The following is an 18,421-nucleotide window of genomic DNA, read 5'->3' as shown; positions in this document are numbered from 1 at the left end:
GTCCTGCCGGGCTCAAGTCCCGGTGTCTTTGTTGGGGAGTTTCCATGTCGTTGTCCAGCGGGCTGATCGCCGTTGTCGCCCTGGCCTATATGGCCATCATGTTCGCCATCGCCTTCTACGGCGACCGACGCAGCACGCCGCTGCCGCCACGGGTGCGGGCCTGGGTCTATAGCCTGTCGCTGGCGGTGTATTGCACCAGTTGGACGTTCTTCGGCGCCGTGGGCCAGGCCGCCGAACAGCTCTGGTCGTTCCTGCCGATCTACCTCGGGCCGATCCTGCTGCTGGTGCTGGCGCCGTGGGTCCTGCAGAAAATGGTGATGATCAGCAAACAGGAGAACATCACCTCCATCGCCGACTTCATCGCCGCCCGCTATGGCAAGTCCCAATCCCTGGCGGTGGTGGTCGCACTGATCTGCCTGGTGGGCGTGCTGCCGTACATTGCCTTGCAGCTCAAGGGCATCGTGCTCGGGGTGAACCTGTTGATCGGTGCCGGCGCCGACGCCATGGGCACCCGCGCCCAGGACACCGCGCTGATCGTCTCGCTGATCCTGGCACTGTTCACTATCGTGTTCGGTACCCGCAACCTGGACGCCACCGAACACCACCGAGGCATGGTGCTGGCGATTGCCTTCGAATCCCTGGTCAAGCTGTTCGCCTTCCTGGCGGTTGGCGCCTTCGTGACCTTCGGCCTGTACGACGGTTTCGACGACCTGTTCAATCAGGCGATGCTCGCCCCACGCCTGGAGCAATACTGGAAAGAAACCATCAATTGGCCGTCCATGGTGGTGCAGACCGGGGTGGCGATGATGGCGATCATCTGCTTGCCGCGGCAGTTCCACGTGACCGTGGTGGAAAACATCGAGCCCCAGGACCTGCGCCTGGCCAAATGGGTATTCCCTGCCTACCTGGCCCTGGCCGCGCTGTTCGTGGTGCCCATCGCCCTCGCCGGGCAGATGATGCTGCCCAGTTCCGTGCTGCCGGACTCGTTCGTCATCAGCCTGCCGCTGGCCCAGGCCCATCCGGCCCTGGCGGTACTGGCGTTCATCGGCGGCGCCTCGGCGGCCACTGGCATGGTGATCGTGGCCAGCGTGGCGCTGTCGACCATGGTCTCCAACGACATGTTGTTGCCCTGGCTGTTGCGCCGCAACAACGCCGAACGCCCCTTCGAGGTGTTCCGCCAGTGGATGTTGTCGGTGCGCCGGGTCAGCATCGTGGTCATCCTGTTGCTGGCCTATGTCAGCTATCGGCTGCTGGGTTCGACGGCGAGCCTGGCGACCATCGGCCAGATCGCCTTCGCCGCCGTGACCCAACTGGCCCCGGCCATGCTCGGCGCGCTGTACTGGAAACAAGCCAACCGCCGCGGCGTGTTCGCCGGCCTCGCCACGGGGATCTTCCTGTGGTTCTACACCCTGGTGTTGCCGATTGCCGCCCACAGCCTGGGCTGGTCGCTCAGCAGTTTCCCGGGGCTGGCCTGGTTGCACGGCAATCCCTTGAACCTGCCGATCACGCCGCTGACCCAAGGGGTGGTCCTGTCCCTGGCCGGCAACTTCACGCTGTTCGCCTGGGTGTCGGTGCTGTCGCGCACACGCGTCTCGGAACACTGGCAGGCCGGGCGCTTCATCGGCCAGGAAATCAGCGCCCGCCCCAACCCCCGCTCGATGCTGGCGGTGCACATCGACGACCTCTTGCAACTGGCCGCACGTTTCGTCGGCGAAGAGCGGGCACGGCAAAGCTTCATTCGCTTCGCCTACCGCCAGGGCAAAGGCTTCAACCCAAACCAGAACGCCGACAGCGAATGGATCGCCCACACCGAACGCCTGCTGGCCGGTGTACTCGGCGCCTCTTCGACACGTGCGGTCGTGAAAGCCGCCATCGAAGGTCGGGAGATGCAGCTCGAAGACGTGGTCCGGATCGCGGACGAAGCGTCGGAAGTGCTGCAGTTCAACCGCGCCCTGTTGCAAGGCGCCATCGAGAACATCAGCCAGGGCATCAGCGTGGTCGACCAGTCCCTCAGACTGGTGGCATGGAACCGCCGCTACCTGGAGCTGTTCAAGTACCCGGACGGCTTGATCAGTGTCGGCCGGCCCATTGCCGACATCATCCGCTACAACGCCGAACGAGGCCTCTGCGGGCCGGGCGAGGCGGAAGTCCATGTCGCCAGGCGCCTGCACTGGATGCGCCAGGGCCGAGCCCATACCTCTGAACGGCTGTTCCCCAACGGCCGGGTCATCGAGCTGATCGGCAACCCGATGCCCGGTGGCGGTTTCGTCATGAGTTTCACCGACATCACCGCCTTCCGTGAGGCCGCACAGGCGCTGACCGAAGCCAATGAAGGGCTGGAGCAACGAGTGGCGGAACGCACCCGGGAACTGTCGCAGTTGAACCTGGCCCTGACCGAAGCCAAGAGCACCGCCGAAGCGGCCTATCAATCCAAGACCCGATTCCTGGCGGCGGTCAGCCACGACCTGATGCAACCGCTCAATGCCGCGCGTCTGTTCTCCGCCGCGCTGTCCCATCAGCACGACGGTTTGCCGAGCGAGGCCCGGCAACTGGTGCAACACCTGGACAGTTCACTGCGCTCGGCTGAAGACCTGATCACCGACTTGCTGGATATCTCCCGCCTGGAAAACGGCAAGATCAACCCCGACCGCAAGCCCTTCGCCCTCAACGACCTGCTCGATACCCTCGGCGCGGAGTTCACGGCGCTGGCCCAGGAACAAGGCTTGAAGTTCCGGGTTCGCGGCTCGAAGTTGCGGGTGGACAGCGACATCAAGCTGCTGCGGCGCATTTTGCAGAACTTCCTGACCAACGCTTTCCGCTACGCCAAGGGCCCGGTGCTGCTGGGCGCACGTCGGCGCAACGGCGAGGTGTGCCTGGAAGTCTGGGACCGCGGGCCGGGCATCGCCGAGGACAAGCTGCAAGTCATTTTCGAAGAGTTCAAGCGCCTGGACAGCCACCAGACCCGCGCCGAAAAAGGCCTGGGCCTGGGCCTGGCCATCGCCGACGGCCTGTGCCGCGTGCTGGGCCATACCTTGCGCGTACGCTCCTGGCCGGGGCGCGGCAGCGTGTTCAGCGTCAGCGTGCCCTTGGCCCAAACACAGGCCGTCGTACCGGGCCCCGTGGCCGAAACCAACGGTCACTTGCCAAGCGGCGCGCAGGTGCTGTGCGTCGATAACGAAGACAGCATCCTGATCGGCATGAACAGCCTGCTGACGCGCTGGGGTTGCCAGGTGTGGACCGCGCGCAACCGCGAGGAATGCGAGCGTTGGCTGGCCCAGGGCGGCAGACCGCAACTGGCGCTGGTGGATTTTCATCTGGACGACGGCGAGACCGGCACCGAACTGATGGCCTGGTTGCGCAGGCGCATGGGGGAACCGGTGCCAGGGGTGGTGATCAGCGCCGATGGCCGCCCCGAGACGGTGGCCCTGGTGCATGCGGCGGGCCTGGATTACCTGGCCAAGCCGGTGAAGCCGGCGGCGTTGCGGGCGTTGTTGAGTCGGCATTTGCCGTTGTAGGTACAGGAGTTCTCCAGCCGGGCACTGAGCCTGTGGCGAGGGGATTTATCCCCGCTCGGCTGCGCAGCAGTCGTAAAGCGGCTTGCATGGTTCATCAGTTGCACCGCGGTGCCCAGGACTGGGGTTGCTACGCAACCCAGCGGGGATAAATCCCCTCGCCACAGGTTTTGCATCAAGCCTAAGGGTTTCATCAATCCTGGGTTTTTGCGGTTTCTTCCGGCAACTCAGGCAGCCCATCCGCATCCGTCATCGCCCGCTCGAGCAAATCGGCAGGCAAACTCTTACTCGCCCGGGCACCGAGCAGCTTGAGCTGTTCGCTGCGGCTGATCAGGTTGCCGCGCCCTTCTGTCAGTTTGTTGCGCGCCGCACTGTAGGCCTTGTCCAATTGCTGCAAGCGACTGCCGATCTCGTCCAGGTCCTGGATGAACAGGACGAACTTGTCATACAGCCACCCGGCCCGCTCGGCGATTTCCCGGGCGTTCTGGCTCTGGCGTTCCTGCTTCCACAAGCTGTCGATCACCCGTAGCGTCGCCAGCAGCGTAGTCGGGCTGACAATCACGATGTTGCGGTCGAAGGCTTCCTGGAACAGGTTCGGCTCGGCTTGCAAGGCGGCGGAAAACGCCGCTTCGATTGGCACGAACAGCAACACGAAATCCAGGCTGTGCAAACCGTCCAGGCGCTTGTAGTCCTTGCCGGCCAAGCCTTTGACGTGGGCACGCAACGACACCACATGTTGCTTGAGGGCGAGTTGGCCGATGGCGTCATCTTCAGCGGCCACGTACTGCTGATAGGCCGTGAGGCTGACCTTGGAATCGACCACCACTTGCTTATCGCCCGGCAGATAAATCAACACGTCCGGCTGGAAACGCTCGCCGTCCGGGCCCTTGAGGCTGACCTGGGTCTGATACTCGCGGCCCTTCTCCAGGCCGGCATGTTCAAGCACCCGCTCCAGGATCAGTTCGCCCCAGTTACCCTGGGTCTTCTGGCCCTTGAGCGCCCGGGTGAGGTTGGTGGCTTCGTCGCTCAGGCGCAGGTTCAGTTGTTGCAAGCGCTCCAGTTCCTTGCCCAGGGAGAAACGCTCCCGGGCCTCGGCCTGGTAACTTTCTTCAACGCGTTTTTCGAAGGACTGGATGCGTTCCTTCAGCGGATCGAGCAACTGGCCCAGGCGTTGCTGGCTGGTTTCGGCGAAACGCTGTTCCCGTTCGTCGAAGATCTTCCCGGCAAGCTCGGCGAACTGCGCCCGCAGCTCGTCTCGCGAGCCTTGCAGGTCATCCAGGCGTTGCTGATGGCTTTCCTGCTGCTCGCGCAGTTCGGCCTGCAACGACGCCGCCTGGGCATCGAGCCGGCGCAGCTCGGCTTCCTTGTTGGCACGTTCGAGGTTCCAGGCGTGGGCCGCATCCCGGGCATTGTCGCGCTCGATCTGCAGCAATTCGACCTCACGGCAGGCCGCGGCAAGCTCGGCCTGCTTGGCGGCGTTGGCCTGGCTCAGATCGCTGATTTCGTCGCGGCAGGCATCGAGCTGGGCATTGAGTCCATCATGGGCCATGTGGGCCGTGGCCAGGCGCTCCTCCAGCAGGGCCAGTTCGGTCTGCGCGGCGGCGGCTTGGCGTTGCAGGTGCCAGGCCAGTGCCAGCAATGGCACCGCAGCGCCTGCCAGGCCAAACAACAGGCTGGTCAAATCCATAGCCATGACAATTCCTGCCGATCAAATAAAGCCCGAAGGTTAACCAAGCGGCTGGGGGTTGCCCAGCGCAGTCTTCGTTTTCAATCTTCGATTTCACCGAGGGCCCGGCGGGCACGATCATCGCCGGCACGGGCGGCCTGGCGCAGCAGGTCGTGGCCGATGCGTCGATCCCGGGCGTTGCCGCATTCCCGGCACATCAACTGCCCGAGGCGACTTTGCGCGGCCACTACGCCTTCACGGGCCGGTTGCTTGAGCAAACGACCAGCCAAGTGCTTGACGCTGGGGCTTTCCCCCAGCCGCGGGCTGTCGAGCAGCCACTCAGCCACCCGCATCGACAAACGTTTGGGCGGGGTAACACCAGAGGGTGTGGAGGTAACAGGATTTGATACTGAGCGAAACTTCATAAAACACTGTGGGACAGATCGGAAGGCGCGCCACTCTACTCCTTTTTTCGTACGGGTAAAGCCGAAAAAAACCGGCACGCCCGTGCTAGAGCAAGCGCTTGGGACAATCCACAGAAGCTGTGGATAACTCAGTGGACAACCCCCCCTGAACTCGCGCAAAGCCCTGTGGAACGGGGCCTGCGCTCAAACTGACGATTTTTTCACCAGTAAAAAAAAGCGATGTTTTTCATTGACTTAAATTTTGGATACAGGCACCTACCCCGGATTGTTCCCACATGACAGTTCGGTGACAAGTGGTGCCGCGAGTGTGCACAAGTAACAGCTGAACGGGTTATAACGCTGCGATTTTTTGGCACAACGGGCGGTAAAAGCTGGGGATAACCTCCGGCCGTGCATTGCAGCAACGCTGGCGTGGGCGCACTTGCAAGCGTCGGTTCCTGTGCTACGGCATGCCCTCCATAGCGATTGGGTGCCCACTTGAATATTTTTTAACCAACACCCTTCCCTTCACGGGTTCGATCCGTTAATATCCGCAGCGTTAGTACCAAGCTGAAAGTCAATTCCGGGTCGAATACATCTCCACGGTCAGCCATCCTCCCAAGGACGCCTCACCGAAAAAAGGAGACCGACCCCCTCGATGGTTTCCAGGTAAATCTTGCGCCAACACAGCCTTTGATCGAATGCAAAGGGTGTTGCCAGGCTCATTACTCTGACCGAACCAACCTGCAAAATTGATCAGGATCTTCACCCTGGGCCCAGAACCTTTGCCCTCGATGTGTTGCCTGCCCTCCTAAGTACCTACCTGCCAGCCCAAGCGCGCACTTATATAGCGCTCAAACTGGCTGCTTTGTTCCAGTCGGGTTCTTCGTTCGACCAATGGTGGTCGACGTTACTGGAACGTTTTAACGTTGCACGGTTCTTAACCGTGTCATTTGCAGGAACACCCATAACATGTCCACTCAAATCCACGCACAGGATGCTATCCGCACCCTCACCAACGCTTTTGCACCGATGAACTGCCTGATCATGGCCGCTCGCAAAGGCTGCTTCAGCTTCACGCTGGTCAACGAACACGGCATCGCCCGTCACAGCGAACGCCTGTACCCCGACCAGTACTCCAGCGCCGAACCGCTGCAGGCCGTGATCGAGCGTACTCGCCAGGCACTGGTTGCCTGAGACGCCACAAAAGCTGAAACCCAAAGGCCCCGCTCAGAAAGCGGGGCTTTTTATTGCCCGAAATTTCTCGATTAAGCGAAACGCCGTAAGCACCAACGGATATAACAGTTATAACCGTTCGCTGAAGATGTTTTAAAAACAGTCCTTTACAGCGGGAATATGACACTACACTTCAAGTCAAGCGGCATGATCCGCTTCCGGCGGGGCCTGGACCGATCCACCGCTGCCAAGCCCATACTCTTCAGGCCCCGCCCCTTTCACACTTCGAGGGTTTTATGGGTATCGCTGCCAGCGAACTGTGTCGATATGTGATCCGCCCGACGCTCCTCTACCTTGAGCGTCACAGCGCCACCGCGGAATCCTTGTTACTGGGCATTGCCGCCAGCCAGTCCGCCCTGGGTTCAGCCCTGCATGATCGACGCGGGCATGGCTTGTATCGCATTACCGAGCCCCGCCACCAGGCACTCTGGGACCATTACCTGGCACGAGATCCGGAACGGGCCAGCCTGGTGCGCGGCCTGGCCAGCCAGCATGCCTTTCTCAGCGGCCCGCACCTGGAGTTGACCGTCAATTTGCGCTACGCCACCGCCATCGCCTGGCTGCTGGTAGAGGAACAGAATACCCCGCTTCCCGACGCCGACGACCTGCTGGGCATGGCCCGCATCTGGCGCCAGACCTTTCATCCCCAAGGGCGTCTGCGAGATTTCACCTGCGCCTGGCAAATCTGTGTTTCGCCGCTGAGTCAGGTCGCTTGCTGATGGGAAATTTGGAAACTTCCTACAACGGTCGCGAATCTGGTCGGATTGTCCTACAAAACCGCTCTAAATCAAGCCATACAGGCTATAGCGCTTGAACGAAAATGTTGGTAATTTTCGCCCCGGTGATCACCAGGAGTTCTAACAATGAAAAAAATGATGCTCAAAACCACCCTTGGCCTTGCCGTTACCTTGGCATCCACACAACTTTTCGCCAGTGGCTTTGCCTTGAACGAACAAAGCATCAGTGGCATGGGCACTGGTTTCGCAGGTCGTTCCTCTTCTGCCGATGACGCCAGCACCGTGTTTGGCAACCCTGCCGGCATGTCGCGCCTCAAGCGCCAGCAAGTCACCGGCGGGTTCGCCGCCATCGATGCCTCCACCGATATCGACGATGCCAGCGGTACCCAGTCCGGCACCAACAAGGGCGACATGGTTCCGCTCACCGGCGTTCCGATGGGCTACTACGTCAAGCCTATCGATGATCAGTGGGCTTTCGGCCTGGGTGTCTACGCGCCGTTTGGCTTGATCACCGATTACGAAAACGGCTTCCAGGGCCGAAGTTTCGGCAGCAAGAGCGAAGTGAAGGTCGTCACCTTCCAGCCAACCGTCAGCTATGCCTTCAACGACAAGGTATCGATCGGTTTCGGCCCGACCATCAACCGGATTTCCGGCTCCCTGGAATCGCAGTTGGGCGTACCGGGTCTGCCGGAGGCCGGCGTAGAGATCAAGGGTGACGACATTGGCTACGGCTATAATGTCGGCGTGCTGGTCCAGGCAACCGACACCACTCGTGTCGGCTTGACCTACCATTCCAAGGTCAAGTACAAGCTTGAAGGCCACACTGAAGTGAATCCGGGCGCCGGGATGCCTGCCTTCCTGCTTACCAACGGTCGCTACGACGCTTCGCTGGACATCACCACGCCTGAGTCGGTGGACTTTTCGGTCACTCAACAAATCAATGATGCCTGGACCGTCTATGCCGGTAGCACCTGGACTCGTTGGAGCCGCCTGAAAGAAATCACTGTGGAAAACGAAGGCACCAGCAGTGGCGGCGGTCTATTGAACCCTGCTCTCGGCACCATCACTGAAGAACAGAACTGGCACGACACCTGGGCCTACGCCATCGGTACCTCCTACCAGTTGAACAAACAGTGGGTACTGCGTACCGGCCTGACCTTCGACCAGGCACCGACCAATAACCAGGACCGTTCGCCACGTATCCCGACCGGCGACCGGACCATCTTCAGCCTGGGTGCTGGCTGGAGTCCGACCGACGACCTGACCATCGACGTGGCCTATTCCTACCTCAAGGAAGAAAAAGTCAACGTCAGCGGCAGCAATGCCCTCGGCCAGTCCTACAACGCCAAATACGAAAACAGCGCCAACGGTTTCGGTGTCGGTGCAACCTACCGCTTCTGATGTTTCACGGCGAACCTGACCCCCTCGCCAGTCGAAGCGAAAAAAAGCCCCGCACTCTGCAAAGAGGCGGGGCTTTTTCGTCGCAGGTGTCAGGGTTTGGAGGCGATGGCCGCTTCTACCGCCTTGATGAAATCGGGATCGTCAGGCTTGATCCGGCTGGAAAAACTGCCAACCACCTTGCCCTGGCGGTCCACCACGTACTTATAGAAATTCCATTTCGGCGCGCCGGATTGTTCAGCCAAGTGCTTGAACAGCGGTATCGCATCCGCACCCCGCACCGGCTGCGGTTCAGTCATGGTGAAGGTCACACCGTAATTGACGTAGCAGACCTTGGCGGTTTCGGCTCCGTCCTTGGATTCCTGCTTGAAGTCATTGGACGGTACGCCCAACACTTGCAACCCTTGGTCCTTGTAGCGCTGGTTGAGCGCCTCGAGGCCCTTGAATTGCGGGGCGAACCCACAGAAGCTGGCGGTGTTCACCACCACCAGAGGTTTGCCGGCAAAGCGCTGGCACAAATCAATGGTTTCCTTGGCCCGCAGCTTGGGCAACGAACCCTCCAGCAACGGTGGGCAACCGGCGGCCCAGACTTGCCCGGTCACAGCCAGCAACAGGGCGGGAACAGCAAACCAGCGCATCAACATGTCGTTACTTCCTTAAAGCATGTCAGACCACGACGTTACTCTGCCACGCCCGCCGCCGTCCATTGTTCAACACGTCCCCATGCCCAGCTGCATCAAGGCCAACCCGCCCTGGTGCCAGCCCCACCAGGCGAGTGCCAGCAACAGGCCGGCGCCGGCAGCGATCAACCACGGGCCGATGCGACTCATGCCGCACCGACCTGGACTTGCAGGCGCGCCACCGGCCGTTCACGCACCGGCCAGTTCAACGCCGCCGCCAGCAGGCTGAGCAGGATCGATACCTGCCAGATCAAGTCGTAGCTGCCCGTGCGGTCATACACCACCCCGCCCAACCAACCACCGAGGAACGAGCCCAACTGGTGGAACAGGAACACGATCCCACCCAACATCGACAGATTTCGTACACCAAACAGGGTCGCTACCGTGCCATTGGTCAACGGCACGGTCGACAGCCACAGCAAGCCCATTGCCATGCCAAACAGATATGCCGTGGTGGTCGTCACCGGTAGCCATAGGAACAAGCCGATAACCACCGCCCGCAACAGGTAAAGCCAAGTCAGCAAGCGCGGCTTGGACATGCGCCCGCCCAGCCAACCGGCAGTGTAGGTGCCGACGATATTGAACAGCCCGACCAGCGCCAGCACAGTTGTCCCGACACTCGCCGGCAGATGTTGGTCCACCAGATAGGCCGGCAAATGCACGCCGATGAACACCACCTGGAAACCGCAGACAAAAAAGCCGACCGCCAGCAGCCAGAACCCGGAATGGCTGCACGCCTCGCGCAAGGCTTCGGCCAGGGTCTGCTCGTTGCCAGCCACTGGCAAGGGCGCGTCCTTGAGCATGCTCACCAGCGGCACGATCAACGCCACCAGCAGCCCCAGCGCCAACAACGCCGCCGACCAACCCAGCCAGCCGATCAGCCCCAGCGTACCGGGCAACATGGCGAACTGGCCGAAGGAACCGGCGGCACTGGCGATGCCCATGCCCATGCTGCGTTTTTCCGGTGGCACGGCCCGTCCGACCACGCCGAGGATCACCGAGAACGAGGTGCCCGACAGGCCGATGCCAATCAAAAGACCCGCGCTCAACGACAAGGACCATGGCGAGTCGGCCATACCCATGAACACCAGACCGAGTGCGTAGAGCACGCCACCGATCAGCACCACTTTCGCCGCACCAAAGCGGTCGGCCAGCGCACCGGTGAAAGGCTGCGCCAGGCCCCAGATCAGGTTCTGCAAGGCAATGGCGAAGGCGAATACCTCACGGCCCCAGCCGAACTCGGCACTCATGGGCGCAAGGAACAGGCCGAAGCCATGCCGCACACCCAGGGACAACGCCAGGATCAGCGCGCTGCCCACCAGGACCCAACCACAGGTACGCCACATCGATGTCATTCTTATTCTCCGCTCGCGGGTATATACCCGCTTGTAGTCGAACGAACCGGCACTACGCCAGTTCGTCCAGCAAGGCCAGCAATGCCGTGCGCTTCTCGGCGCCCAGCTTATCGATCAATCGTTGTTGCGCCGCTTCCCAGGCCGGCAGCGCCGCCGCCAGCCGGGCGTGCCCGGTTTCGGTCAGCTCGACGATGCGGTTACGCAGGTCTTCGCCCTCGGCCAGCCTCACCAGCCCCTCGCCTTCCAGCACCCGCAGGTTGCGCCCCAAGGTGCTGCGGTCCAGACCCATGGCCTCGGCCAGGGAAGAAATGCTCGGCTGGTCCAGGCGCGCCAGGTTGCTCAGCAAAGAATACTGGGCAACGTTAATCCCGAAGCCGTCGAGGGCGCCGTCGTAATACCTGCTGACGCCACGGGCGGCACGACGCAGGTTGATGCACAGACATTGGGAAGGAAGCATGGTGCGTGTATATACCCGGGATAGAGCGAATGCAATTTTTAAATCGAGATTTTCGCCGCAGTGCGCGCCGATTCAAAGAAACCATTCACTCGCTCCTGTTATTTCTTACAGGTTTCAACGCCTCCAAACCGCGCTATAACGAGCCTGTACCGACAGCTTTGGCCAAGGGACTTGAACGCGCTCGCGACACCCGGTTCGTATGAAACAGGGTTTGGCGCTCCCCACGCCGTCATTCATCGTATACGGGAGTTTTGTCATGTATCGCTCCGACCCCATCGCGCCCCATCCTTCATCTGCCCAAGGCGGTTTCCAGCCTGAGCCTTCGCAACAACAGGCAGCAGTAAAACTCACGCGCAAGGAAACGGAGGTCCTGCAGTGGAGCGCCGCCGGCAAGTCTTCCTGGGAGATCAGCCAAATCGTCAACTGCAGCGAAGCCGGTGTGAATTATCACTTTTCCAACATTCGTCGCAAATTCGGTGTGAGCTCACGTTGGACTGCGGCATTCAAGGCGTTGGAGCTGGGTTTGATTGATAAACCCTACGTCCACGCAAATTCTGAAAAGACTTCCTGATTTGACAAGATCGGCTCGCCTGCAGAGCGCACGAACATGGGTGTTCAAACTCATCGAAGCGCTCTGGCGGGTGCGCAGTCGAGCCAGCTGTCCAGTGTTTCGTAACAGCCTCGAACCCTGCTTAAGCGTTACCCATCAATTGTTTCGGATCCTTCGCGCATTCTCCGGAAGCGGTTGCACGACGTTCGAAGCCGCAGAGGCAGGGAAACGTCCGGGGAGAACCGACATTTCAATTTCTACATACTTGGGTGGTGCTTCTCTACTCGCCTTTCTCGCCATGGCCTCCGTATAACTGGGTGGTGCAACATCATTATTCAGGCTGACTGAAACATCAGGGGCTCGGGGCGAGTTGTTAAATAGATGACTATATGGGGGCGGAGGCGCATCCAAAGCCGTATGCGGCGTCTGAGTCCCCGGACTTTGTCCTATCACGGTGGACCTGCCGCGCCCAACAACATATCGAGGAGGCCGAACTGCGGCAAACAGCGACCCTACGCCCATTGCACCGTTCAATGACGCAGCTATGACCAATGTCATACGTGTCATCCCATCAGTAAAAACAGCGCCCACGGACAGGCCGACCGTCACGAGCCCCAACAATGAAGCCGCAATCTTGAACACATGCCCCGACGGGTCGACTCGGCCGACTGGATCCCCCCCACAGTACGCATAAGCATTTATTCCGCCCCTTGCGAACGGACTCATCGAATCCGGGCTGTTAAAACGCATTAGCAATGGATTGAACGCCCTATAACCATTACCCAACAGGTAGTGGCCGGTGACCGGGTCGGCACGTTCGCCATTAAAACCCAACAAACCAGGCAGCCCACATGACGTCGGCCGGTGTCCATAGGGTGTATAGGCCATGGCCTGGTGCTGGCTGCGGTTCAATGCATGCAACACTGAGCGCTGAAGATCGCTGGCGAGTAACGTCGTCTCGTCGATTTCACCGTGATGCCACCGTTGCGCAAGCACGCTATCGGGCTGTTGGAAATACGAGTGGCGGACCTGCCCGTGAATTTCACTCGCCAAACGATTTCTTTGATAGAACCGCTGCTGGACCGGCTGATCGACGGGCGCGCAGTCGAGCAAACGATCCAGCGAGTCGTAGTGGTATCTGACCAGCGGAATAAGCCGTGGGCTGGACATGACCTTGATACCTGTAGGGTAAACAACCTGACCGTCAGTGTCGGTTTTCCCGGCCGATCTGCCTACTGTAAGAAGTAACAGGATTGGCAACCAATCAAGGCCGGCCCCTGCTAAAAAGTGCAATCTGCAGGAGCCGGCATGTATCAGGGACATTCAGCTCAATGAAAACTGATCGTAAAATTCAACGCCCCCTTCACCACCCCAGCAACAACCCGTGGGTCCGTCTGATAGAGACGCGCACTCAAGTCGAGAACGGTAGTCCCCGGTGAAATCGCCGCCAGCGGAACCTCCTGCTGCAGGGCCACCGGGGTCACCCCGTCGGCCTTGAGGACCTGGATGCCGACGCCACTGGCCGTCGAACCGGTGCCCAAGGTAAACCCGCCTTCCACGCCGGGGATCGGCACCGAGCCGTTGGTGGTTTCCAGGCGAATATTGGCCCAGGAGACATTGATGTCGCCGGGATCGGCGTCGCAGTTGCCCAGAGTGATATTGAACGGCACCGCCGGGGTGGCCGTGTCGGGCGCGCCGAAGTCCGAGGTGCGCCAGTCGCCCAACGGCACCGGGTTGGCGCTGACGCTGGAGACACCGCACTGGGCCTGGAGCACCGTGCCGCTCAACTGGAAGTCGAAGCCGTTGCCAATATTGGAAAAGCGCGTGCCGAACAAGGCCTTGTCGAAGGTATGCGGGCCAGGCGCAATAGGCCCGGTCTTGATCAGCGTGAGCTTGCCGCGAAGCTGGTCGATACGCAGCGGTGCGGTATTGGACACCGCGGCGCTGAGCAAGGCATTGAAGGGAACGGTCGGCTCGGTAATCGGAACGAAGGCATCGGCGGCGACACCATCGAACGGATGCTGCAACTTGATACGCGCCCCGATGCCGTCGATCCCGGTCATGAACACCTTACCGTTGACGTCTTCGCCATTGACCGGCGGCAAGGTACCAGGGAACAGCGGTGCGCTGGCGACAGCGTTGAAGGTCAGCGTCGAACCCAGGTCATTTTCGCAGTGAATGATCTGGCCTTCGGTACTGGGCATGGAAAAGCTGCGATCGAACTCACCGATCACATGCCCTGCCGCCGCATCCCTGGGCACATAGACGCTGCCTGCGTCGAGGCGGAAAGTCATGCTGCTGGCCGAAGTCACCCAACGGCAAAAACTGGCAGCCGCAGCCACCTCGATCTGGCAGGCGGCGATCAAGGCAACGACCCCGGCCAATCCTCGTGATGCTGATTTCATCTGTCGAATTCCTGAAGAATCAGGGCGCGCGCAGCGTTGCGGCGCCCGGCAAGGAAATTAATGCGCCAACGGCTCGGTGCAGGTGAGTGTCTGAAGCCGATAGCCTTGCGCCTGTTCCATGCTTTGCGGCGCGATCTGCAGCTGGCAATGCTGTCCGGGCTCCTTGCCCCAGCGCACATCCAGCGTCTGTGGTTCGGCCGTGGTGGTCAGCAGGACTTGCCCGGCCTGCCCAACCACGCCGAGCCGCTCGCCGCGGGCATCGCTGACCTGGGCGCCAAACGGCAACGGCTGCCCCCCCGGGGTGCGGCCCGTCAAGACCACGCGGTTGACCTTGCGCGCGGTAAAGGCGGCCTTGACCACGGCGCCGCGTCGGGGCACTACATGGGTCACGCCGTTGTCGATCTCTATCTCCGGATCCAACTGATCGGTTTGCAGCACCACCTGGTTCTGCCGGTAAGGACGCAGATGAGGGGCCAGGGCGTAGCCCTGGGCGTTGGTGCGCACGCCGGTGGCATTCAGTACGCCGACGCCCGGGGTGTCGGGCACCACCACCAAGCCCATGGTTTCGCCCAGGTAGGGACCCCATTCAAGGCCATCGCCATGCAGCAGGAGCGCACCACTGGCATTCAGTGAGAGGCTGCGATAGCCGTTGCCCTGGGTGTAGCCTCCGCCCACGCTGCCGAAGGGCGCTTGATAACCGAGGGCCAAGGTCGCCGAGCGCTGGTTGTCGTCGCTGTTGCTCAGCGCAGTGCTATAGCTGAGCCGGTTCTGATCGGCGCTGCCGGTCAGGCGCGCGGTCTGGCTGTAGCGACCGGCATTGTCCTGGAAGCCCAGGGTCGCGGTGTTCGAATGACCGAAGTCCAAGGGAAAGGAAATACTCAAACCGGCCTGTCGGCGACTGCCGTTGCGTTCATCGCTCAGGGACTGCGAGGCGAACAGGTTGTAGCTGACCTTACGGTGCTGGGTACTGAGGTTGAACTGGAACTGGCGCTGTTGCGGGTTATTGCCCCAGTAATCGTCTTGCGAGAGGGTCAGGTTGACCGAGCTGGTTCGCCCCAGGTCCTGGAACACCGCGGCTTCCAGGCGGCTACGCCGGCTACCGGCGAACTTGCCGTCGCGGTTGCGCTCACGCACGCTTTCGTCGAAATCCCGATAACCTTCGGTGGAGTAGCGATAACCGGCGAAACGCAGGCTGGTGCTGGTCTGGAAGGCCTTGCTGTATTTCAGCGCGTAGCTCATGCCCTGCACACCCTCACCACGTCCCGACTCGGCGCTGGAATGGGTGAGGTCGAAGGCCAGGGCGCCAAGGCCGCCCCAGTCCCGGGCCAGGCCCAGGTTGCCGGCCCGGTAGAAATCACTGCCCATCACCCCGCCATACCAGGTGGTGTTCCAGGCACTGCCCAGGGCCAGGGTGCCCTGCCAGAGCAAGGGATCGTCCTGGCCGCTGACGGCCGAGTAACGCCCCAGGGTCGCGCTGTAGCGCCAGACCCCTTCGCGCAGCAAGTTACCCAAGGTGGCATAGGGTTGGATAAAACGCTGGACCTGCCCGTCGTCGGCGGTCAACACCACTTCCAGCTCGCCGCTGCCGCCAGCGGTGCTCAGATCGTCGATCTCATAGGGGCCGGCGCTGACATAGGTGGAGTAGATCGGGTAGCCGTTCTGCTTGATTTCCAGCTTGGAGCGCGCCTGGACCACGCCGCGAATGATCGGCGCGTAGCCCTGCTGCAGGTCGGGCAGCATGCCCATGTCGGAGGCAACGACCATCCCGGTGATCGGCACACTGCGAAAAATCTCGCCGCCAGTGAAGGTCTTGCCCAGGGTCAAGTTGGCCCGGGTGCCGGGCAGGTCGCGCTGGGCATAGGTATAAGCCTGGGTCCATTCGCGCTGGCCGTCGGTGTTCTGGTGCAGTGCGTGATTACTGCGCAATCGCCAGGCGCCCAGGTTGAGGCCGCTGTTGAGGTACAGGTCATCACTGCTGGTAGAACCGCGATAGCGACTGGTGCCTTGCTGGGCGGATACCTGGTAGTTGACGAACGCCGCGTTGATACCGGCATCCCACTGCTCGGGATCGACCTGTCCGATCCTGTCACGGTGCATGGCGATCTGCGGCACCGAGAGCGACAGCAACAACTTGCCGGCGTCGAACTCGACGCGGGCATCGGCAATCAATGCCCGTAGATCCAGACATTTGGCGTCCTGGGGCAAGACCAGGCTCTCGAGCCTGACACCCAACTGCTCCAGCAGCCCCGCATCCAGACAAGGCGAGAGGCTTTGCTGGTCGGGATCGAGACTGAAATCCAGTTCTCGCTCACCGATGTAATGGCGGTTGATCTGGACAGCTACCCGATAGCGCCCCGGAGCGAGCGCCTGACCCTGGGTCAAGGCTTCAAGGGCCAGGGTGCCGGCGGTACCGCCCTGATGCATGAAGCCGGACTGGAATTCAAGCGCCTGGGTCGCCGATGCGGGCTTGGCGTCGAACCCGCCAACGGCTCCGCCAAGGACAAACAGAGGAGCGAGCCGCTGGCGCAAGGGCCGGCGGCGGGCAAGTACATGGGTCATGGTGGTCTTCCAGCGATAGTCGTGCGGGGGCGTGTCAGGGAAGCAGTTGGATCGCCATGGGCGCCGAGCTGACATGCGCGCCATAGTCGTCCACGGTCGAGAAACTCACCTGCAGTCCGGCGGCCGGCTTGATCCCTTCCAACGGGTAGGACTGGCTGGAGAACGGATAGGCCATGGCCGGGCTGCTGAAGGCCTGTTGCTGGCCATTGCCTTTGACTTCGATGCGCAGGAAAGACACATGGAACGGGCTCGGATTGTCCACCCACAAATGCGTTTTGCCCTCGACTTGCCTGATCGACCATTGCAAGTCCTTGAGGCGCAGCGTCGGGTTCTGCGTAAGCCCGGCGGGGCGATGGAACACCTTGATTCGCGTACGTAGGGCGATATTCAACACATTGGATTCCGCGTTCTCAGCCTGGGGAATTTCCTGGACATTGAAGAAGAACAGCGACTCGCGATCCTCGGGCAAATCGTTGGGCAGGCGGTTGATCTGCACCTGCTGTTCCTTACCCGGATCCAGGCGGAACAACGGCGGCGAAGCGATAAGCGGCACGGCGGTGGTGGTGTCGTCACTCTCGGTATTGACCCAGGTTTGCACGGCATAGGTCTGCTGGCTGGGGTTGCTGACGATCAATGCGGCACTGCGCTGTTCACTGGTGAACACCAGGCGTGTGCCGTTGATGCTCAAGGCCGCCTGGCTAGCGGGAATCTGGACGATCAGTGCGAGAACCAGCAAACAGGCTCGGATCGCCTTGGAAAAAACTGTGGGGATGCTCAGGCTGTACATAAAACGGATACCTTGGGCCTGGGCACTCCAAGAGTACCCAGGCGCTTACCGAGGTCCCCCGGCTGGCGCCGGGGGATGCAGATCAGGTGATGTTGACGATAAAGGCAACTTCAACCTGGGCGGCACCGGTGGTGACCGACCCTGCGGTGGATTTGTAGGCCGCGGTGAAGCGCATATCGGTAGGGGACGTGTCATCCAGTGGATAGTCGGCCGACTCGGCGCCGTAGCCGATCAGCGCACCCTTGTTGTCCATGATCGCAAGACCGATACCACGGGCATAACCGGTGCCCGAACGCAGGGCATGCAGGGTGTTGCCGGCGCCAGTGGCACCGTGCACGCCGGTGAACTTGACGGTGGCGTTGGTCGGCGCCGTGCAACCGGCGCCTGGGGTGACGCGCATGGCGAAATCACGGTGCCCGGCTTCATCGCCGATGGCCGCGAACTGGCTGCTGGCAACCCGGCCCAGACGCACCAGGTTTCCCGGCGCGCCGGTTTCCGGGTTGATGATTTCGATCGGGCAGGTGATGTCGGTGATCATCCCCTCGAAGTTGATGGTGCCGGTGGTGGCAAAGGCCGAAGAGGCGGCCATGCCGAGGATCAGGCCAAGGGGGAGTGCCAAAAGGGATTGCTTCATGGAGGATTGAACCTGTAGGGGAAAATAGAGTTTTCTCGCCC

The 18,421-nt window shown here is 61.2% G+C and carries 16 protein-coding genes; 6 read left to right on the top strand and 10 right to left on the bottom strand.

All coding sequences use genetic code 11. The features are described 5' to 3' along the window. Positions 1–44 precede the first annotated feature (44 nt). The gene (locus BLU85_RS23415) at positions 45–3,515 is read left to right on the top strand and encodes a hybrid sensor histidine kinase/response regulator (RefSeq protein ID WP_092204084.1); all 3,471 of its coding nucleotides are present in this window, start codon (positions 45–47) and stop codon (positions 3,513–3,515) included. Positions 3,516–3,705: 190 nt separating this feature from the next. Here BLU85_RS23415 and rmuC read toward each other — a convergent pair whose 3' ends face one another. Continuing rightward, a complete protein-coding gene (rmuC, locus tag BLU85_RS23410; protein WP_170847628.1) occupies positions 3,706–5,091 on the bottom strand; it encodes a DNA recombination protein RmuC in 1,386 nt (461 codons plus the stop codon). Positions 5,092–5,279: 188 nt separating this feature from the next. After that, entirely contained in the window at positions 5,280–5,603 is a 324-nt protein-coding gene (locus BLU85_RS23405; RefSeq protein WP_092204082.1) for an SEL1-like repeat protein, read from the bottom strand. 951 nt (positions 5,604–6,554) lie between these two features. Between BLU85_RS23405 and BLU85_RS23395 the strand changes: the two genes are divergently transcribed. From BLU85_RS23395 to BLU85_RS23385, 3 genes are all read left to right on the top strand, one after another. Beyond that, a complete protein-coding gene (locus tag BLU85_RS23395) occupies positions 6,555–6,779 on the top strand; it encodes a hypothetical protein (protein WP_003204606.1) in 225 nt (74 codons plus the stop codon). Between the two features lie 275 nt (positions 6,780–7,054). Beyond that, complete coding sequence (locus BLU85_RS23390) at positions 7,055–7,537, top strand: hypothetical protein (RefSeq protein ID WP_092204081.1); 483 nt, start codon at positions 7,055–7,057, stop codon at positions 7,535–7,537. Positions 7,538–7,681: 144 nt separating this feature from the next. Then, positions 7,682–8,956 (top strand): OmpP1/FadL family transporter, encoded by a 1,275-nt coding sequence (locus BLU85_RS23385; RefSeq protein ID WP_092204080.1) that lies wholly within the window; start codon positions 7,682–7,684, stop codon positions 8,954–8,956. A gap of 89 nt (positions 8,957–9,045) precedes the next feature. Here BLU85_RS23385 and BLU85_RS23380 read toward each other — a convergent pair whose 3' ends face one another. The 3 genes from BLU85_RS23380 to BLU85_RS23370 all read right to left on the bottom strand — a co-directional run bounded on the left by BLU85_RS23380 (position 9,046) and on the right by BLU85_RS23370 (position 11,445). Beyond that, a complete protein-coding gene (locus BLU85_RS23380) occupies positions 9,046–9,597 on the bottom strand; it encodes a glutathione peroxidase (protein ID WP_014339719.1) in 552 nt (183 codons plus the stop codon). A 182-nt stretch (positions 9,598–9,779) separates the two neighbouring features. Further along, positions 9,780–10,988: an MFS transporter gene (locus tag BLU85_RS23375; protein ID WP_092204079.1), complete on the bottom strand. Its 1,209-nt coding sequence runs from the start codon at positions 10,986–10,988 to the stop codon at positions 9,780–9,782. A 52-nt stretch (positions 10,989–11,040) separates the two neighbouring features. Continuing rightward, positions 11,041–11,445, bottom strand: coding sequence for a MarR family winged helix-turn-helix transcriptional regulator (locus BLU85_RS23370; RefSeq protein ID WP_092204078.1), 405 nt, complete (start codon positions 11,443–11,445; stop codon positions 11,041–11,043). 256 nt (positions 11,446–11,701) lie between these two features. Between BLU85_RS23370 and BLU85_RS23365 the strand changes: the two genes are divergently transcribed. After that, a complete protein-coding gene (locus BLU85_RS23365) occupies positions 11,702–12,016 on the top strand; it encodes a helix-turn-helix transcriptional regulator (protein WP_092175694.1) in 315 nt (104 codons plus the stop codon). 135 nt (positions 12,017–12,151) lie between these two features. Here BLU85_RS23365 and BLU85_RS23360 read toward each other — a convergent pair whose 3' ends face one another. Beyond that, positions 12,152–13,165, bottom strand: a complete 1,014-nt coding sequence (locus BLU85_RS23360) for an RHS repeat-associated core domain-containing protein (protein WP_092204092.1) — start codon at positions 13,163–13,165, stop codon at positions 12,152–12,154. A gap of 158 nt (positions 13,166–13,323) precedes the next feature. Beyond that, complete coding sequence (locus tag BLU85_RS23355) at positions 13,324–14,289, bottom strand: fimbrial protein (protein WP_170847627.1); 966 nt, start codon at positions 14,287–14,289, stop codon at positions 13,324–13,326. Here BLU85_RS23355 and BLU85_RS31180 point away from each other — a divergent pair. Further along, on the top strand, positions 14,288–14,461 hold the full coding sequence (locus tag BLU85_RS31180; protein WP_170847626.1) for a hypothetical protein: 174 nt from the start codon (positions 14,288–14,290) through the stop codon (positions 14,459–14,461). The two genes, BLU85_RS23355 and BLU85_RS31180, sit on opposite strands and share 2 nt — an antisense overlap. On the opposite strand, the gene BLU85_RS23350 is transcribed toward BLU85_RS31180, so the two are convergent. The 3 genes from BLU85_RS23350 to BLU85_RS23340 form a co-directional block, all read right to left on the bottom strand. Continuing rightward, positions 14,458–16,959 (bottom strand): fimbria/pilus outer membrane usher protein, encoded by a 2,502-nt coding sequence (locus BLU85_RS23350; RefSeq protein WP_092204076.1) that lies wholly within the window; start codon positions 16,957–16,959, stop codon positions 14,458–14,460. The genes BLU85_RS31180 and BLU85_RS23350 overlap by 4 nt on opposite strands. Before the next feature lie 34 nt (positions 16,960–16,993). Beyond that, positions 16,994–17,746 (bottom strand): fimbrial biogenesis chaperone, encoded by a 753-nt coding sequence (locus BLU85_RS23345; RefSeq protein ID WP_092204075.1) that lies wholly within the window; start codon positions 17,744–17,746, stop codon positions 16,994–16,996. Between the two features lie 82 nt (positions 17,747–17,828). Further along, positions 17,829–18,380 carry a fimbrial protein gene (locus BLU85_RS23340; RefSeq protein ID WP_092204074.1) on the bottom strand — a complete coding sequence of 184 codons (552 nt, stop codon included), beginning with the start codon at positions 18,378–18,380 and terminating at the stop codon, positions 17,829–17,831. Positions 18,381–18,421 lie beyond the last annotated feature (41 nt).

Source organism: Pseudomonas sp. NFACC14, from assembly GCF_900106885.1.
Classification (GTDB): Bacteria; Pseudomonadota; Gammaproteobacteria; order Pseudomonadales; family Pseudomonadaceae; genus Aquipseudomonas; species Aquipseudomonas fluorescens_AA.
Note: the sequence above shows the minus strand (reverse complement) of the source record. Positions and strands in the feature narration are given on the sequence as shown.

Bases quoted from the DNA above. Each gene is read 5' to 3' on its own strand.
- BLU85_RS23385 (WP_092204080.1), top strand. From the start codon at position 7,682: ATGAAAAAAATGATGCTCAAAACCACCCTTGGCCTTGCCGTTACCTTG.
- BLU85_RS23340 (WP_092204074.1), bottom strand. From the start codon at position 18,380: ATGAAGCAATCCCTTTTGGCACTCCCCCTTGGCCTGATCCTCGGCATG.
- BLU85_RS23380 (WP_014339719.1), bottom strand. From the start codon at position 9,597: ATGTTGATGCGCTGGTTTGCTGTTCCCGCCCTGTTGCTGGCTGTGACC.
- BLU85_RS23405 (WP_092204082.1), bottom strand. From the start codon at position 5,603: ATGAAGTTTCGCTCAGTATCAAATCCTGTTACCTCCACACCCTCTGGT.
- BLU85_RS23345 (WP_092204075.1), bottom strand. From the start codon at position 17,746: ATGTACAGCCTGAGCATCCCCACAGTTTTTTCCAAGGCGATCCGAGCC.
- BLU85_RS23355 (WP_170847627.1), bottom strand. From the start codon at position 14,289: ATGACTTTCCGCCTCGACGCAGGCAGCGTCTATGTGCCCAGGGATGCG.
- BLU85_RS23395 (WP_003204606.1), top strand. From the start codon at position 6,555: ATGTCCACTCAAATCCACGCACAGGATGCTATCCGCACCCTCACCAAC.
- BLU85_RS23350 (WP_092204076.1), bottom strand. From the start codon at position 16,959: ATGACCCATGTACTTGCCCGCCGCCGGCCCTTGCGCCAGCGGCTCGCT.
- BLU85_RS23365 (WP_092175694.1), top strand. From the start codon at position 11,702: ATGTATCGCTCCGACCCCATCGCGCCCCATCCTTCATCTGCCCAAGGC.
- BLU85_RS23415 (WP_092204084.1), top strand. From the start codon at position 45: ATGTCGTTGTCCAGCGGGCTGATCGCCGTTGTCGCCCTGGCCTATATG.
- BLU85_RS23375 (WP_092204079.1), bottom strand. From the start codon at position 10,988: ATGACATCGATGTGGCGTACCTGTGGTTGGGTCCTGGTGGGCAGCGCG.
- BLU85_RS23370 (WP_092204078.1), bottom strand. From the start codon at position 11,445: ATGCTTCCTTCCCAATGTCTGTGCATCAACCTGCGTCGTGCCGCCCGT.
- BLU85_RS23390 (WP_092204081.1), top strand. From the start codon at position 7,055: ATGGGTATCGCTGCCAGCGAACTGTGTCGATATGTGATCCGCCCGACG.
- BLU85_RS23360 (WP_092204092.1), bottom strand. From the start codon at position 13,165: ATGTCCAGCCCACGGCTTATTCCGCTGGTCAGATACCACTACGACTCG.
- BLU85_RS31180 (WP_170847626.1), top strand. From the start codon at position 14,288: ATGCTGCTGGCCGAAGTCACCCAACGGCAAAAACTGGCAGCCGCAGCC.